Below are 16,600 nucleotides of genomic sequence, written 5' to 3' on the forward strand. Positions count from 1 at the left end.
CGTTAGCCTTAAGAATAATTTCCATAGTCTAGTTCCTCCTATTAGCGCATGCTGTCCGAAACGAACGGGAGAATAGCCATCTGACGGGCACGCTTGATAGCTTCGTTCAGCATACGCTGATACTTAGCGGAAGTGCCAGAAATGCGGCGCGGAATGATCTTGCCACGTTCAGAGATAAAGCGACGGAGAGTCTTTTCGTCCTTGTAGTCAATGAACTTGACGTTGTTCTCAGTGAACCAGCAAGTCTTCTTGCGGCGAATACGAGTAGCCTGCTTCTTATCTTCAAAAGCCATTATTCAGCCTCCCCTTCTTCTGCGTCAACCGGAATGATTTCTTCGGTTGTCTGTGCCTGAGTCTGGTCATAAACGATTTCGCTCATCGGATAATCAGCGAGGGTCATCCAACGGAGAACGTTTTCGTTAAGCTTGAGAGCGGCTTCCATAGCAGCGACTGTTGCAGCTTCTGCCTTGTAGTAGAAGATGACATAGTAGCCGTGCTGGCGCTTGTTGATCGTGTAAGCGAGCTTGCGCTTGCCCCAGTCGTCACGGCGGAGAATTTCGCCGTTGCCGCTGGTGATGTTATTGCCGATGGTCTCGACTTCAGCCTTGATAGCGTCGTCAGAGATCATAGCGTCGATGATCACCATCGTTTCGTATTGTCTCATAATGAGTCCCTTTGGTCTATCGCCCAGGTACCACCATTGGTCCTGGGAGGGTTCCGATTAAATCGGTACGGCAAATATAGAAAAAACGTTTTTCGATGTCAAACCGGAAGCGGCAGTCCTAGCTATATGCCGAATTGCAAACCGAGGAAACCGGCCAAGGCCCATTCATTCACATCGCGGTTGAAATATCGCTGAAAAACCATTTCAAAAGAAATCCACGTTGACCGGAGATTCTTGTTCGCCCAAGGCCATACCTCATGCAAGTTGAAAGCAATTCCCGGAGTGAACGTCACTAGTTGCGTCCATGAGAAATTGAATTCATAACTTGCCCCGCCAATGAGTCCAAAATACCGTGACAGAACAACGCCCATGCCCACTTCAACGCCAAGCGTAAAGCCATCTAGCGAAAACATCTTTTCGCAATTACGCCCCTTGTCAGAAGAACTCGAAGTGTTTCCTGTAGAATTCTGATTACCATCATCATCTATCGGTTCTGCAGACGGATCCGCAACAGCCCCATCATTTGAATTTAACGAAGTCACACTACCAGAATCGCTGGGATTATCTTTATGAACACCTTCACGAATTTCCTTGCGGAATTCCGAAAGGTCCGTAGATTCCAGTCCAAGCAAAGCCGCGATGTAAAAGTCCGCCCCCGCGAAACTCTTGTGGAACCGAGTATTCAAGCGGTAGCGCTGGTACAAAAGCATCACATCCCGGTCTAACGTTCCGCCAAAAAAGCGAACGTCAAAGCCGCCAGTGATGTAGTCCTTGTAATGAAATTCCAACTGCCCTTGCCACACGCCCAAGCAATCGCAATCCTTCGACGCATTGAAAAGTCCAGCACCAATGCCCACAGAAAATCCTTTGCCCAAAAAAGCAGACTGGTGCGGCAAAGGAATGTTGTAGCAATCTTTATTTTGTTTTAATTCAGCCGTATCAGGAGTAACGACATAAACGGTATCGACAACCGTGTCCCGTACAACAACAACGTTATTCGGAACTTCTGCAAGAGAGGGTGTTACGGTTTCTGGAATAGCCGCTTCTAATATTGGAGATTCTTGACTAGCCACAACGGACGGGGCCGACTTTATCGACTTAACCGTTGTTGTTTTTGATTTTTTTGTTTTTTGCGATTTAGCCCCAGCCTTGGCCGTAGCCTTTGGAGCAACAACAGCAGTTTGCGCTTTTTTCGTCTGTTTGCCACTTTGAACAGAACCGGAGCTTTTTGCTTCGGCATAGACGTTCAGAATCAGCAAAAGAACTAAAAAAAGAATTCGCACGACTGTAATTTAATAAATAGTGGTGAGTAGTTAATGGTCAGTGGCCCGTCTCCACCTGTTGAATCAGAGCATTTTCTTTTTCACCACATTTTTTTGCAACTTCATAAGAAGAAAGCGCAGTAAATATTTCGCGAGGAGGCATGAGATCAAGCATCATTTTTTCAATAGCCATAGCGCCTCGCATTCCAAGGATGGAAGCATTACTCAACCCCAATTGACGACTGGTTTTGCGTTTATAATCTTTCATCGCGATTCTAACAGAATAACCATCCCAAATTTCATCAGAATAATATTCCTGTTCGTATTTTTCTATAGCATTTTTTAACGCTTTAGCAGCGGCTGATGCTTTTTCGGAATTCAGCGGCAGCCATTGGGTAGAATCGATATTAGACTCCACACTACACATGTGATAGGCGGCACGATAAAAAACGGAGTCGTTCCGTTCCCTGATTGTTATGATGCGAGAATCATTCCCCCAAGCATCTTCCAGAACCATTTCTATTTCGTAATCAGCGTTCTGCGCCTCATCCAATTCAACATCCTGCAGCGGTTCATCGACAATTTCTGCAAACGGGTAAAAGACAGGAGGATAAACAAGTGCAAATACAATCACAGAATACGTTAGCAGCGGCATTATGGGAACAAGAACCCAATGCAATTTTTTCGATGCATTGAACATATTTCCCAAAGCCATTCCAATAAAGTAAGGAATAAACACCAAGACACAATGATTAGTAAATAACGCTTGTGTTAACGAAAAGCCCACCAGCAAGACAGCCGGAAAAATATAAGCAACGGCCAACCACAACTTTTTTCTTGGAGAATTTCTACGAAGGCAACAAAATACGAAAGCCAAAAAGAAGAAAACGGCAACTTCAGCCAAATTGTCTATTTTGCAAAATGAATACGAAAAATCGCGCCAAAGCTGATAAAGGAATTGAGAGGTTTCAATCATTTTTGTTGTTCCTGAATTTCTTATAAAGTACAATATACACAAAAGCTCTCAGCAAAAAGCCGAGAGCCTTGTAAAATGTTTTTTTTAAAGCCAAGCGATCCTTTCCTTCAACTTCAGCATTTGGAAAAGGAGGGTCTGTGAGCGAAAAACGCCTCGTATCAACGAGGCGTGATCGCGAGAGAATCCGCCAACCGTCATATTCAAGTTAGATTCTAGCGGATTCGGTCTCATATTTGGGGAGGGCGGAGCCTTCCCTAGTCGCAGGAAACTTACGTTTAGTAAGTTCCTAATAAGTGACGCACGCGGTCCATCATGATCTTAGCCTTCGCGCGGGCGCGTTCCTTACCATAAGCGAGAATCTTTTCGATTTCGTCGGTATGGTCGAGCAAGTAGAAGTACTTTTCGCGGGCGGCACCGAGATGTTCTTCGAGAACGTTCTGGAGTTCCTGCTTGGCGTGGCCCCAGCCCATGCCACCAGCGCGATAGCGGGCCGCGAGAGCTTCGGTCTGTTCCGGCGTCGCAAAGAGTTTGTACAACTTAAACACATTGCAGGTATCCGGATCCTTCGGTTCTTCGATGCCCTGGGAGTTCGTCACAATTTTGCCGAGACGCTTCTTGAGAGCCTTCGGTTCGAGGAAGATATCGATGTAGTTGTCATAAGACTTGCTCATCTTACGACCGTCGAGCCCCGGGATAACGCCCGTGGATTCCTGGAAAACCGGTTCCGGAATGGTGAACACGTCTTCACCAAAATGCTTGTTGAACTTGATAGCGATGTCGCGAGCAAATTCAACGTGCTGTTTTTGATCCTTGCCCACCGGCACGATGTCTGCACTAAACATAAGGATGTCGGCATCCATGAGGCACGGGTAGCAGTAAAGGCCCATGTTTACGTTGGAATCGACATCGACACCAGCGGCGGTGTTGGCTTCGACCTTTGCCTTGTAAGCGTGTGCGCGGTTCATGAAACCCTTCGGCGTAAAGCAGCTGAGAGCCCAGCTGAGTTCGAAAATTTCAGGGATATCACTCTGCTTGTAGAAGAGCGATTCTTCGGGATTGAGACCGAGAGCAAGCCAGGTGGCCGCGACCTTGTAGATGTTCGCACGCATTTCGGCGCCGTTCTGCACAGTCGTCAAAGCATGATAGTCCGCAATGAAATAGACCGTGTCGTAAGTCTTTGTAAGTTCAAGAGCTGGACGGATAGCGCCCACATAATTGCCGAGATGGGGCGTGCCCGTCGGCTTAATACCGGTAAGAGAAATTTTTTTCATGGGCTACAATTTAGGAAAATTTTAAGGATTCCCTAAAACCAATAGCCAATACCGAGCTGGATTTTGTTGAGCAAAAAATACGACCCCGCAAAATCGTCATTGAACTCGTATAATTTTTCAACTGATTCCGTACCAGACTCTTTATCCATACGGCTGCTCCATCCGGAAACCTTATAACAGTCACACTTTTTATCGACGGTCACAACATCAGTCAACTGGTACGACAAACGAACATCGACAAAAAGTCCAAACGAAAATACATGTCCAATCCCAACTGAAATTCCAGCTCCGAAAATACGGTCTTTTTGACATTTATCCGTACGATGTTCTTTGGGCAAGAAAAATTCGCTTTTTCTCATGAGTTTAAAATCAAAAACGGGACCTGTTTCGAAATAGACAATATCTGCAATATGCGCTTGGACAAACAATGGAATTTCCAAATAAAGAAGATAATCTTTATTTTCGCCATCCCAATAAGCATCTTTGCAACCATCACAACTTAGCCCAAATACCTGATTATCCGAAACAAAATAACGATAGTCCATTCCTACGCCAGCATGCAAATATAACCACGGTAAAAAACGGTACGACGCATCAAACGAAAACGTTGCACCAACGCCAACCCCACTAGCGAAAACACCCCAAGATGCATCCGTAATTTCACCAACGCTATTCAAACTCAAGCGAGTTCCAAAACGTAGCGGATTATCCATAGCCAAGTCTGAGGCCGCATTTGCAAGCTGCGGCATGCACAGCAAAATTGCACAAATTTTTATTTTATTAAACAACATTTTCCTCCTAACACTTTTTTATCATTCATTTTATTCGCGAAGTAATCTATAATTCATTCCTTTCGCGACCAAGAATTCCGTTGATGCAATCTTCAAATTCACGGGCATTTTGCTTTCTAATCCCATACGCCCCCGATTCCATTTCATTTAAATAAGGTGCATTTTCTTCACTGCACTGTTCTTGTGTAATATTTGGAATTTCGCGGCTAAACCCATTGCAAACAACATTACCCGACGTTAATGTTACAGACACACTGTCCATTATTTTCGCATAATTCAATTTCAAATCGAAAGCATGTCCATCATAATCAAACTTCATTCTCTTATTCGTTTTTTCTTGAATTACAATTCCATAAGTCTTAGCAAAATATTCGACATCACCACCATAAAACGGAGTTTCAATCTGAATCGAGTTTTGGTTATCCAAGAACATGAACAATTCATCGACAAAAATCGAATTCATGTAATCATAGTCCGCAATATCTGCAATACGGTATTCAAACTTATTTCCATCAATCTTGAAAAACGAGTCATAGCCATCAGCGCCACAGGACCTACTCCCTTCCCTATACCTACATTGAGTCAATCGCCATGAGCCTCCCAACTTACCCGAAGTTCCACCCACCAAAATAAGAGTTTCATCAAATTCTTCTTGATGGACTTCATACGGATTTGGCACATAATGCCTCGTAAGCATCAAAGTATCACCTTGGAAACTATAAACAAAAGCCATAGAATCTCCGTAATAGAAGCTCGGATCATACATAAACGCTTCACCTTTCTTGACACATCCACCAAAACCTTCGGCTATAAGCGTTACCGAATCTTTCGATTCATCAACGAGCACTTTACCTGTATAAACCACACGAGCCGATTTAAATGCATTTTGCGCATCAACATTTCCAGAATCAGCACTTGAAGATACATTGCTTTCAAGAATCCCCTGGATGCATTTTTCAAATTCAGGACGATTATCTTTTTGATATCTCGACGCATGTGCATCTGAATCCGAATCTTCTGCGTAAAATTCCATATAAGGTGCATTTTCTTCGCGGCATAATTCAGGCGGGACGTTTTTCTTCCTGCTGTAATTGCCAACGCATGTCGTTCCATTAGACGAGAGCGTCACCGCCATGCTATCGCTATAACGGACAAAATCTAATTTCAGGTCAAACGTGCGACCTTCATGCGTAAACTTCATGCTCTTATTCGTTTTTTCTTGAACTGTAATCCCATATTTCTCTGGTCTATTGTTGTTAGTACGTGAATAAAAAACATCATCGAACATAATGGAGCTTTTATTGCTCAAGAATCGGAATACTTGACCTACAAAATCCGAGTTCATATAATCATAGTTTGGCAAATCACCAGCACGGAATTCTACGTTGTCTCCATCGATTTTAATAAACTTTTCATAAGCATCGTTATTACAGTAATGAACTCCATCGAGATAAAAGCACGGTTGCGAACGCCAAGTGCCATCCAACACGCCAGAGGTTCCGCCAACGAACTGAACCGTCTCAAGCTCTTTTGTATTTTTATCTTCGTAAATAGAAGAAAGCTGTAAAGTATCATTACGGAAATTATAGGCCAAGCGACTTGTATCTGCAGAATAATAGTCTGGATTATAGAAAATCGTTCCATTACGCTTCAAGCAGCCCCCGAAAACTTCAGTTACAAATGTTACAGAATCCTTAGATTCATCAACATGTGCCTTGCCCATTCCCGTCACACGAGCCGAGGCAAAAGCTGTTTGCACATCAACAAATTCGCCTTCATCATAAGATGTATTTCCATCTTCGGTAAAGCCGGTACACCCTGTCAACAATGTAGAGCTTGCAAGAATCGCAGAGAACGCGAAAACCGTTGCACAAGCAATCCCCATGGGAAATATATTTTGCATCAAGTCGATTTTTTTCATTTTTCATCTCCAACTTTTTTGCTCAAAGGAAAGAGCTGTAAATTCATTCGATAAACGCGATCGTAACTTTTCACGTTCGACACAATCTCCGCCACTTTTTTGCGGAATGCGTCGAGTTCGGCGGCCAAGCGTTCATACGCTTCTCGGTCGAGGCCCATCGTCATTCCAGAGATGTGGCGATATTCTCGCGAATAACGTTCAAGAGCGTCGGCGGCCAAATGAGCATATTGCTTTTGCATATTGACGACCGTTGCCGAAACCACTTCACGGGAACTCGAAACGCCTCCGCTTGTTTGCACGTAATTTCCACTTTCATCTTTTTTCAAAAGCCCAAGCGATTCCTGAAGTTCCAAAGACTCACGAGCTTCCGCAGCAGAAATTGCAGGAACAAGCGTATGCCCCATTTCGAGCGGAGTCGCCCCCTTCATAATCGGGGCAAGTTCCCTAAGCGCAGGATTCGCCCATGACGAAAAATACGCAAACGATTTAGCTTCTAGAAATTCGACGCGGTTTTCGCTAGCAATTTTCATCATCCGTTCAAACGAAACGCGGCGAACATCAGGCTGTTGCGAATCGCAAAATTCAACCATCGCACGAAAATACTCCGCCTGAGCATCAGACAAATTCATTGCGTGCAAGACTTTTTCAACGCCTACTTTCGAGAGTCGCGTTTTGCCATCGCAAACAAGCTTCAAAAATCCCGACGAAGAAAAGCCCGCAAGTTTAGCAAACTCGCGCCACGTAAATGCGGAACACTTTTTACGGCTCTCGTAAAAATCTCGCACATACTCGCGGTAATCTCTATATTCAAAAATCGTTTTCATATTTCGTCTTATCTATATACAAAGATAAAACATCCACAATAAAAAAGCAACCTCAATGAAACAAAAATTACCAGATTATTCAAAAATCAAGTATTTTTTTACTCAATTATCAAATTTTTATTTTAGTACATGAAACAAACTGTTTCATAAATGCCATCTTGAGGCAAAAGAGCAAATGTAATAGATTAATACGAGAGAACGGAATCGATAAATTTCTTTTCGAGGAAAACGTCAAAATCAGCCGGATTCATGACGCTCAAATTCGAATTTTTACAATAAACCAAGCAATTGCCGTTACTCCCGCCCAACCAGTCCATTTCCTTGAACATGAGCGTCACTTTATCATCGATAGCGTAATCAATGATGTCGTATTCGAAAGCGTCCAAGCCCTCATCATTTTTAGAATAGGGATGGAACAGCATTGCATTGTACTTAGGTTTAAATTTATCGACAAACGCATTTTCTGCTTTCACCGAAAGCGTTTCGATAGACGGAAGCCTTTTTTCGTTCAACGGTGCTAGGAATTCGTTTATCGATGTCGCATTCCCCACCAAAAGACTATTATCCCTTTCATCAACGTCAAAGAACAATAGAACAATGTCATCCTGAACATCTTCGTATTCTTCAATTTCTGATTCAAGAATTTCTAGAAACGATTCACGATCTTTATGCAATTTCAAAGAATTTTCATGAACAACTTTTCCGATGTACATGATTTCATAATCCCAAAAGAAATTTTTCGCTTTATCAAAATTCGGGATTCGGAGCAGTTTGTTCGTATATAGGTACAAAAGTTTTTCAGGAGCAAGCCAACCCGCAAAAGCATTGTCATTCAAATGTTTTTTCAATTCTTTTTCATTGGCTTTTTCTAATACTTTTTTTTCAACCTCATAGAAACAGATTCCACGAGCGCTTGCGACATTGCCTTTCTTGATAATTATGTTATTTTCAATATCAAAAACAAGTTTTTTATTACCACACGTTTTAAAGAAATCTTGATTTGTGGGAATGGAAATACTCGTATGGCCGCACGTATTTACGAGATCAAGATTAATTTTATCATTCACGACATTAATATTGCTAAAATAGATTCGAGGTTTTTTAGCAATCATATACGCATGAGCTTTTCTTATCGCTCTATTAATATCGTCATCATTCTTAGCCCACGCAATATCGGATACAGATAGCGGGCTACACGCCAATTTCAATACTGTCGAAAGTACTTTCATACCACACTCGCTAAATATCCATACACCATACCAAACATAAAACTTTTTTAAAAAATTCCGTAGCTCCAAAAACTGCAAGAAATTGCTTTATATTTCTTATGTTTTGATGACGTTTTACAAAACAGGGCGAAACCGCAGTTTCGCCATTTGCTTTTTTACAGAATTTGAAAATATCTATTTTTGAATGTTTTTAGCAATGTCTGTCGCCATATTTGCAGACATCATTCATCAACGTTCTTGACGCAACGAACCGCGTTATAAGTGTTCTTGTAAACTTCCTTTTTTTCCATCACTTCGCCATAAACAACGTGCGACTCGTCCAAGACATAGACATAAGCCCTGAGATTCCTGAAAGACTTATTGGTTTCATAAACAGGATCGGCGGTCCACAAGTAAGCTGTTTCATTGACAACAGAATTGTGGTTAGCTCCGATAGCCTCGTCTTTTTCGTCATAACGGCCAGCAGCTACCAACGAGAATCCATATTCATCATCGCCAGGATTACTCCAACCCACTTTAGCCTTCAGCGCATGGACTTTGTCCCAGCCGCCAATGGCGTTTAACAGTTCTTCAAAATCGAGAATAATCGGCAAATGCCAGCCTTCTGGGCAAATACCGCGAACCGGCTCCTGACTAAAAAGCTTATCCAAGAACGAATAATCAAAAGAACCGGAATCCATGGCGGCGGCCCAAGAATAAAGCATACCATACGTTTTCTTCAATTCAGCTTCATCGGTTTCCACCGACACGGAACGTCCCTTGAGTACCGGAGTCTTGGCGGAATCTGCATAATTGAGATTTTCGGCCATCCAAGTTTGCTTGCCAATCGTTACGGTTTTATACACCTGTCCATCGCGAGCATCTGTAAATTCGCCTTTTTTCACAGACGATGGTTCCACCGGTCCGTGAATATGTTCATAATTTTCCACACAACGTACAGACAATCCATGACTTTTTGATTCATAGTCAACATCACTACGCGAGCCATAAACGGAACAATAAGCCATCGCCGTTGAATCGCTATCTTCATGCGTAGTCCAAAAAAAGGCATTTTTCGTACTCAGTCCTTTTTCTCCATTGCTATACTGATAATACATGCCTGACGGAAGAAGCGTAAAGCCGTAAATGTTCACGTCAATAGAATCCGACCAAGAAAAGAAGCGACCACTTCTGAAAAGATTATGTCCATATTTATAAAATAAACTAGCTTCTTCATTTTCGAGAACGTGCCAGCCTTCAGGACAAATTCCTTTAAAGTTGTCAGTAATTTTACATATTTTTCCATAACCGCAACCGGATTTTACGGAATCCATGGCGGCAGCAAACGTGTAAAGACGCCCGTACAAATCACAGTTTTCCTGAGCACACCAAGTATTGGCGGTATCGCCCAAATCATAATTCAAGTTCTCGGCCATAAAATTATACGGCCCCAGCTTGATGGTCTTATAAATCTTGTTGTCGCGGCTATCGACGAGTTCGCCATAGGTAAGCCCCGGATTGAGGTAATCCCACGCGGTCTCTACAGAACTGGAGCTTTCCAGACTGCTAGAACTCTCGACGCTGCTGGAATGAGCCGAACTGCTGGAACTTTGCTCGCGAGACGATGATAAAGCTTCGCTGCAAGAACTTTCAGCAACGGAGCTCGACGATATTTCTAGCGGAGGCATCGACGTGCTTTCTTCACCGCAAGCGATTACAATAAAGGAGATAGATAAAATGCCCGTACTCAAAATACGGGCAAAAAACTTATGGAAGAAATTTTTATTCATACAACAAATTACTTCAAAGTATCAATTAAAGAACACCTTTGCTGCTAGGCACACCCTTCACGTTACGCGAAGGAGCGACTGCCATAGCGACAGCACGGGCGAACGCCTTGAAAATGGATTCCAGACAGTGATGGTTATCGTTGCCATAGAACAGTTCCACATGCAAATTCATGCGGGCGTTTTCGCAAAGGCTTTTGAAGAAATGCTCGAACATGCTCGCTTCGATTCCGCCTGCGGTCGCAGCCGGGAGTTTCACATTCCAGACAAAACCGATGCGGTTGCTGAAATCGATGCACACGCGAGAAAGAGCCTCGTCCATTGGAACAAAGTAAAACCCGTAACGTTCAATTCCCTTCTTGTCGCCAAGACATTCCACAAGAGCTTGACCCAGTACAATCGCGATATCTTCCATGCTGTGGTGCATATCTACTTCGGTATCGCCCTTGCACGTCAGATCCAGATGGAATCCGCCATGAACTTGGAACAAATTCAGCATGTGGTCCAGAAAGCCTGACCCTGAATTGATTTTGCCTCTTGTGGCATCATCCAAATTCAAAAACAGTTCAATATCGGTTTCACTAGTCTTGCGAGAAATCTTAGAAGAACGCATCTTAAAAATCCTTATTGAAGAACGCGACCGTCAAAAACGCTAAAGCGAACTACACGGCCAAATTTCGGCGTCGGGATTGGAGTTTCCACGCCGTTCAAGTACATTTTGCCAATCGCACGCGGTTCGCCAATGACGATATACAGCGTTCCGCTTGCCGTATAGACAAGCTTGTTATCGACAGTCGCAATGTTCGCTTCTTTTACAAAATCATCGTCATCTTCGTCACGCTTGATGCCGACCCAAGAACGAGTTTCGCCAGAACCCACGAGCTCGATTTTCGTGCGGCCATTATCCGAAACCGGCCCCGTCGGAGCCTTCACCGTGTCCTTCTTGGAAGATGCGGAAATGAAAATCGTTGCAGAAGCCGGGAGATTCTCGGACTTTTTCATCGCGTTATCGACGATAGCCTGTGTGACCTTTTCGTTTTTTTCATCCTTGATGGAATCGACCGGAACCGCTTCGGCACCTTCAGGCATATCCTGATTCAATTCTGGAGTATCTTCAGAAGCGACTGCCGCCGGAGGATTAACGTTAGCATCAGAAGCATTTTCGTTAATGGTCACAAAATGAAGCCCGACAAAGAGCAACACAGCAATAAGAAGAATCGCAATGGGCACAGCCTTGCTGCGCGGTTTTTTCTCGTCTTCTGTCATCGGGGCGATGTTCTGCATGAGTGGTTCTGCGTCATTTTCTGCATAACTAGAGCCAACTTCTTGAGCGTAAGCCTTAAGAAGAGTCTTGACATCCAAACCCAGCTTACCGCTTATAGAGTTCAAATAGCTACGAACGTAAGCTTCCACCGGAAAAGCTTTCCAGTTGCTAGCTTCGATATTAAGAAGAATCCTCGTCGGAATCTTTGTACGTTCCGAAAGATCTTCAACAGAAAGCCCTTGAGATTCACGAACCCTGACAAGATATTCACCAAGACGTTCGTTAGGATTTTTTTCGTCCATTTGAACCATTACCTATACCCTATTTTTAACCCATCCAGCATTTCCAGCGTACGTGCAACAGGCAATCCAACCACGTTGTAGTAGCAGCCGTTGATGGACTTGATCAAGCGCGCGCCATTCGTCTGAATTCCGTATGCACCAGCCTTATCCATCGAGTCCTTAGAATTTACATAATCTTTAAGCTCTTGTAAGGAACAATTTCTAAAAAAGACCTCTGTTTTCTCCTCTGACGAACAAAGGACTTCCCCATTTCGAGCAACCGCCACTCCAGTAATGACAAAATGGCTTCGGTTATTCAATTTGTTCAGCATATTGAGGGCATCGTCTTCTGATTTTGGCTTGCCAAGCGGAACGTTATCCAAAAAGACAAGCGTGTCAAAGCCAAGGACGTAAGCATCACGCTCCAAGCGGGATACAGACAAAGCCTTAATGCAGGCGTTTTCACGTGGAAAATCAAGCGGATTGGAGCTTGTCGGCTTTTCGTCTTCATTCGAGACGACCACGCGGAAGTTGACACCCAGCTGTTTTAAAATTTCAGAACGACGCGGCGAACCGCTAGCGAGAATAATTTGGTCTTTAGTCATTGGTTGTTTTTAGGTTATAGGTTTTAGGTCGTAGGGATTAGGCCGCAGGCGACCGCGCCCATTCCCCACAACCTCTCTCGTCTTTGGATTATCGCTTCTCCCCACAGAGGATAACTCAACTAAGGCAATAAATTGCCAAGTTTCGTATAGCTCTAATCCCAAATGCTGGACTCGGTCATGCCCATGCAAGCATGGTCGCGACTCTCGTCCTACGCATTTGTCGTCTTTCGTCTTTCGTCTCTCGTCTATCAGCGAAGCGGTCTTAATCATAGTACTTCGTGTCGGTGCTGCCTGCGTTCAGCTTGATGTCCGGCAAGTCTCGCACATAAACAGAGAAGCTCCAACCGGCGGCAGGCCCCGTAGGCGTCCACGAGAAATCGAGTTGCCAACAATGCAACACACGCTTGAACGTAAACTCATGCGAAACGAAACGGCCTTCGTTGTAATCGTAACGCGTACTGTACGATACGTCCCAGTTGACGGTCGGCTGGAACGTCGCCGAAATCCCCGTCGAATGGTTTATGTTATCCTTAAATAAATTCTTTGCGACTCGCGTACTGCTGAACGAATAACGGTAATCCAAGCTCAAGGACCACTTCAGCATTTCGTACTTTTCCATCTGCGACGGAAGCCCGCCGTTAAACGAACCGCTCCAGTGGAAACTCTTCGAAAGTTCGTAACCCCAATATGTGAGTTCCGGGAATCGAACTTTATTCGGATTCGATTCGTACTTGTGATAGAAGCTATGGCGAGTATTGATGGTGAACATGTAATCTTGCAAAATCTGGAATCCGAACGAAGACGAAATATCGGAGAAATTCAGTGAATCCGCCGCAAAGTTGTACGAGAAGCTATGCCTTGTAGTGAGCAAACGGCGAGTCCCGTATTGATCTTCAACCATCTTCGCTTTCTTAGTCGAATCGCCGCGAGTCGTATCGACATGGCCCGCCACCTTGAGGTATTTGATGTCAAAGTCGTTGCTCAAGCTGAACCCGATTGTCTGCTGCTTTTGCTGGTACGTCGATTGTCCCAAGAGCGGGTGCGGAGCGAACGTCTTGACCGTATCAATTTCGGGTGCGTACGTGTAAGAAATGCTCGGAGAAAGCACGTGACGAATACCCGTAAACCGCCCTATTTCGGGAACCCAAATGCCGTAAAGTTTCGTGTCGGCAGTCAAGCTGTAGCTGTGATTGTAAGCGACATCGCCAAAAGTTCCTTCGCTCGGATTAAAGCTCATGTAGCGTTTTCTTTTGTACAAAGAATCATTCGGATTCCGCCAAGATGTACCCGTCCAATACCCCGAGAACGTCGCCCTCGGCGTGATGTTGATAACGTTAAAAAGACGGCCCGAATAATCCAACGTGTAAGTTCCCGAATATCCTACATAATGCGCAGTCGTATCTTCGTCCAACGTTTCATCCCTATCGCGACGCATGTAGTAGTTAAAGCGGTTCGTAAAACTGTAGTTGAACTTTTCAAGGAACGACTGGAACGAGCCGTCTTCTGCGGCGACCTCGCCTTCTTCCAATTCAAAATTGAAAAGGTTTCCGCTCATGCGATACTGGATATCGGGCAAGTTGCGTTCGAGCATGCCAGTCGTGAGGTTATGGCTCTGCGAGATCTTGACCGTTAAACTCTTGTTGTTGCCGAACTTTCCAGAATACGCCAAAGAAGCGTTCGCCTGCTGGTTCAAAATTGTGCTCGCCTCTAGCGAGTTGTTCTTACGCACATTCTTGCTGCTGACAAAAGAGCCTTGACCGCTCAACGTATGCTTTGCATCGGGAGTCAAATTCTGATTGTGCAAGAAAGAAATGTCATAACCGCTGTTGCTAAAATCGAATTCTTGCAAATAGCTGGTGTATCTCAAATACCCGTCTAGCAAATAACGTTTTCTGTAGCGAATTTCGCCAGACAACGTAGAGCGTTCAAAGCGAGCCTCGTCACCTTCGATAATGTCGCCCGAAATCGTCGCATCCCAGTAATCGTTCGCGGCATAGTAAAAACCGATGTTACGCAAGTAAAAACCCTGCTTTTGGTCGCCACCGAACTTAGGCGTCAAAAGGCCCGACTTGCGACCGCTCTTGAGAGGCGCCACGATCATCGGGAGAACCGCCACCGGCACGTCGGCAATGTTCAGCACCACCGGGCGAGCCGTAATCGTCTCTTTGGGCTTCACCACCATGCGTCGTCCGTAAAAGTAGAAGTGCTGATGCGTCGTATCGTTACACGTACTGAAATCGCCACGGGCAATCTGGATTCGCGTATCCGGCAAACGCCGGACTTCCATGCCGTTCAGTTGCTGATTGTCCTGGAACGTGGTCGCGTAATACACCTCGCCTATTTTCGACTTGAGGTTGTACTTGAGACGCATCCCCGAAAGCGAGGGGTTCTTAGTTTCGCGGAGCACGGGATTTCCGCTAGCCGCCAAAATCTGATTTTTCTGGTCCATCCAAATCGTGTCGGATTCCAGCGTCGCGGTGCGATACTTGAGCTGTGCGGAATTATTCAAGTTGAAGGTCGATGTTTCCACATCATATACCAAGTCAACCGCACGGTACTCAATCGTATCCACGCCCGTCGTGTCGTTCATCCAATCGACTTCCGTCGTGTCCTCTACAGGCTGTTCGCGTTCTTCAAGTTCAAAGCGGGTCATCTCCTCGCCATAAGAGCAAGGAGCAAAGACCGCAGCGACCAAAAAAGCAAAAACGGCCCACAAATAACGATGGGTTGCGGATAAAATCACGGTGCAACAAAATAGAAAAATATGAAAACGAGAAAAAAATTTCTCATAAAAAAGACGACCCCGGCACTATGGCCGGGGTGACATATTCGAAATTGTTATAAAAAGCGAGAGTTACTTCAGCACAGCGTTTGCACCGCTAATGCTGCCATTGTGGTCAATGGAAATAACGTAGCGGCCAGACGGAATCTGAGAGCCATCCCAAGAAAGCGTGTTGACACCAGCCTTTGCATCGTCGAGCTTGAGCTTTGCCACCTGTTCGCCATCAGCATTCAAGATGGTAACGGTTGCACGGCCTGGAGACTTGAGCGTAAACCAAACCGACTTGCGGTTGAAGAGGCGGAGGCTTGCGTCACCAGTACGAACGGCAGTCTGCTTTGAAATCTTCGGAGTGGACTTGACCTTTTCCACATAAATTCCATTGACGTTTGCAGAAGCGACAGAGACATCCTTCTTGATGAGAGTGCCGAAGTTGAGCACAGCAACCAACTGTTTTTCGTTTTCGGCAGCGCTAGCGTACGTTTCAAGTTCTTGCACGTTCACGCGGTCCTTGTCGCCGTACCAGCTCGTGACAGCCTTGCCGTCCAAGTCCTTCACGGTAATCTGCGCACGACGGATAACGGTGGAATAAGTTTCACCATTGCTGATGTAAGAGATTTCGAGCGGCTTGTTGACCTGACCACGGAGCTTAGCCTTCGAAAATTCAATATCCTGACCCTTGAGGCTCACACCGTCAACAGCAGTGATAACATCACCAGCCTGCAAATTGGTTTCGGCAGCCGGAGTGCCCGGAATAACTTCGGCCACATGAACGCCGTCCTTCACCTGATAAATGGTGATGCCAACGCCACCAAAGGATTCGTCAGCCATAAGCGGAGCGGCCATCATCGCAGCAATCAGAGAAGCCTTAACAAAACTATTCATGATATTCTCCTTAAATTTTACCTATCATAATATATAATAAAAAAAATCATATTACAACCGTAAAGCCCCCTAAAAAAAGCCT

At 44.7% G+C, this 16,600-nt stretch carries 15 protein-coding genes; all 15 read right to left on the reverse strand.

Annotated features, from left to right (window positions below):
* Nucleotides 1-41: 41 nt before the first annotated feature.
* The 15 genes from rpsR to IKG78_RS08685 all read right to left on the reverse strand — a co-directional run bounded on the left by rpsR (nucleotide 42) and on the right by IKG78_RS08685 (nucleotide 16,518).
* A complete protein-coding gene (gene rpsR / locus IKG78_RS08615) occupies nucleotides 42-293 on the reverse strand; it encodes a 30S ribosomal protein S18 (protein ID WP_012820327.1) in 252 nt (83 codons plus the stop codon).
* The gene (gene rpsF, locus IKG78_RS08620) at nucleotides 293-664 is read right to left on the reverse strand and encodes a 30S ribosomal protein S6 (protein ID WP_290942357.1); all 372 of its coding nucleotides are present in this window, start codon (nucleotides 662-664) and stop codon (nucleotides 293-295) included. The genes rpsR and rpsF overlap by 1 nt, the downstream gene beginning before the upstream one ends.
* Before the next feature lie 122 nt (nucleotides 665-786).
* The gene (locus IKG78_RS08625; RefSeq protein ID WP_290942359.1) at nucleotides 787-1,947 is read right to left on the reverse strand and encodes a hypothetical protein; all 1,161 of its coding nucleotides are present in this window, start codon (nucleotides 1,945-1,947) and stop codon (nucleotides 787-789) included.
* A 37-nt stretch (nucleotides 1,948-1,984) separates the two neighbouring features.
* On the reverse strand, nucleotides 1,985-2,902 hold the full coding sequence (locus tag IKG78_RS08630) for a tryptophan-rich sensory protein (protein WP_290942361.1): 918 nt from the start codon (nucleotides 2,900-2,902) through the stop codon (nucleotides 1,985-1,987).
* 275 nt (nucleotides 2,903-3,177) lie between these two features.
* Nucleotides 3,178-4,173, reverse strand: coding sequence for a tryptophan--tRNA ligase (locus tag IKG78_RS08635; RefSeq protein WP_290942363.1), 996 nt, complete (start codon nucleotides 4,171-4,173; stop codon nucleotides 3,178-3,180).
* 32 nt (nucleotides 4,174-4,205) lie between these two features.
* Nucleotides 4,206-4,964, reverse strand: coding sequence for a hypothetical protein (locus IKG78_RS08640; protein WP_290942365.1), 759 nt, complete (start codon nucleotides 4,962-4,964; stop codon nucleotides 4,206-4,208).
* Nucleotides 4,965-5,010: 46 nt separating this feature from the next.
* Nucleotides 5,011-6,885: a hypothetical protein gene (locus IKG78_RS08645; RefSeq protein ID WP_290942367.1), complete on the reverse strand. Its 1,875-nt coding sequence runs from the start codon at nucleotides 6,883-6,885 to the stop codon at nucleotides 5,011-5,013.
* On the reverse strand, nucleotides 6,882-7,709 hold the full coding sequence (locus IKG78_RS08650) for a TIGR02147 family protein (protein WP_290942369.1): 828 nt from the start codon (nucleotides 7,707-7,709) through the stop codon (nucleotides 6,882-6,884). The genes IKG78_RS08645 and IKG78_RS08650 overlap by 4 nt, the downstream gene beginning before the upstream one ends.
* A gap of 185 nt (nucleotides 7,710-7,894) precedes the next feature.
* A complete protein-coding gene (locus tag IKG78_RS08655; RefSeq protein WP_290942371.1) occupies nucleotides 7,895-8,938 on the reverse strand; it encodes a hypothetical protein in 1,044 nt (347 codons plus the stop codon).
* Between the two features lie 221 nt (nucleotides 8,939-9,159).
* Nucleotides 9,160-10,707: an FISUMP domain-containing protein gene (locus tag IKG78_RS08660; RefSeq protein ID WP_290942373.1), complete on the reverse strand. Its 1,548-nt coding sequence runs from the start codon at nucleotides 10,705-10,707 to the stop codon at nucleotides 9,160-9,162.
* A gap of 25 nt (nucleotides 10,708-10,732) precedes the next feature.
* Nucleotides 10,733-11,317 (reverse strand): imidazoleglycerol-phosphate dehydratase HisB, encoded by a 585-nt coding sequence (gene hisB, locus IKG78_RS08665; RefSeq protein ID WP_290942375.1) that lies wholly within the window; start codon nucleotides 11,315-11,317, stop codon nucleotides 10,733-10,735.
* Between the two features lie 11 nt (nucleotides 11,318-11,328).
* Nucleotides 11,329-12,270 carry a helix-turn-helix domain-containing protein gene (locus IKG78_RS08670; protein WP_290942377.1) on the reverse strand — a complete coding sequence of 314 codons (942 nt, stop codon included), beginning with the start codon at nucleotides 12,268-12,270 and terminating at the stop codon, nucleotides 11,329-11,331.
* A gap of 8 nt (nucleotides 12,271-12,278) precedes the next feature.
* The gene (locus IKG78_RS08675) at nucleotides 12,279-12,854 is read right to left on the reverse strand and encodes a Maf family protein (protein WP_290942380.1); all 576 of its coding nucleotides are present in this window, start codon (nucleotides 12,852-12,854) and stop codon (nucleotides 12,279-12,281) included.
* Between the two features lie 262 nt (nucleotides 12,855-13,116).
* Complete coding sequence (locus IKG78_RS08680; RefSeq protein WP_290942382.1) at nucleotides 13,117-15,507, reverse strand: putative LPS assembly protein LptD; 2,391 nt, start codon at nucleotides 15,505-15,507, stop codon at nucleotides 13,117-13,119.
* Nucleotides 15,508-15,708: 201 nt separating this feature from the next.
* The gene (locus IKG78_RS08685) at nucleotides 15,709-16,518 is read right to left on the reverse strand and encodes a PDZ domain-containing protein (RefSeq protein ID WP_290942384.1); all 810 of its coding nucleotides are present in this window, start codon (nucleotides 16,516-16,518) and stop codon (nucleotides 15,709-15,711) included.
* Nucleotides 16,519-16,600: the final 82 nt, after the last annotated feature.

It is taken from the genome of Fibrobacter sp. (assembly GCF_017545445.1).
Classification (GTDB): Bacteria; Fibrobacterota; Fibrobacteria; order Fibrobacterales; family Fibrobacteraceae; genus Fibrobacter.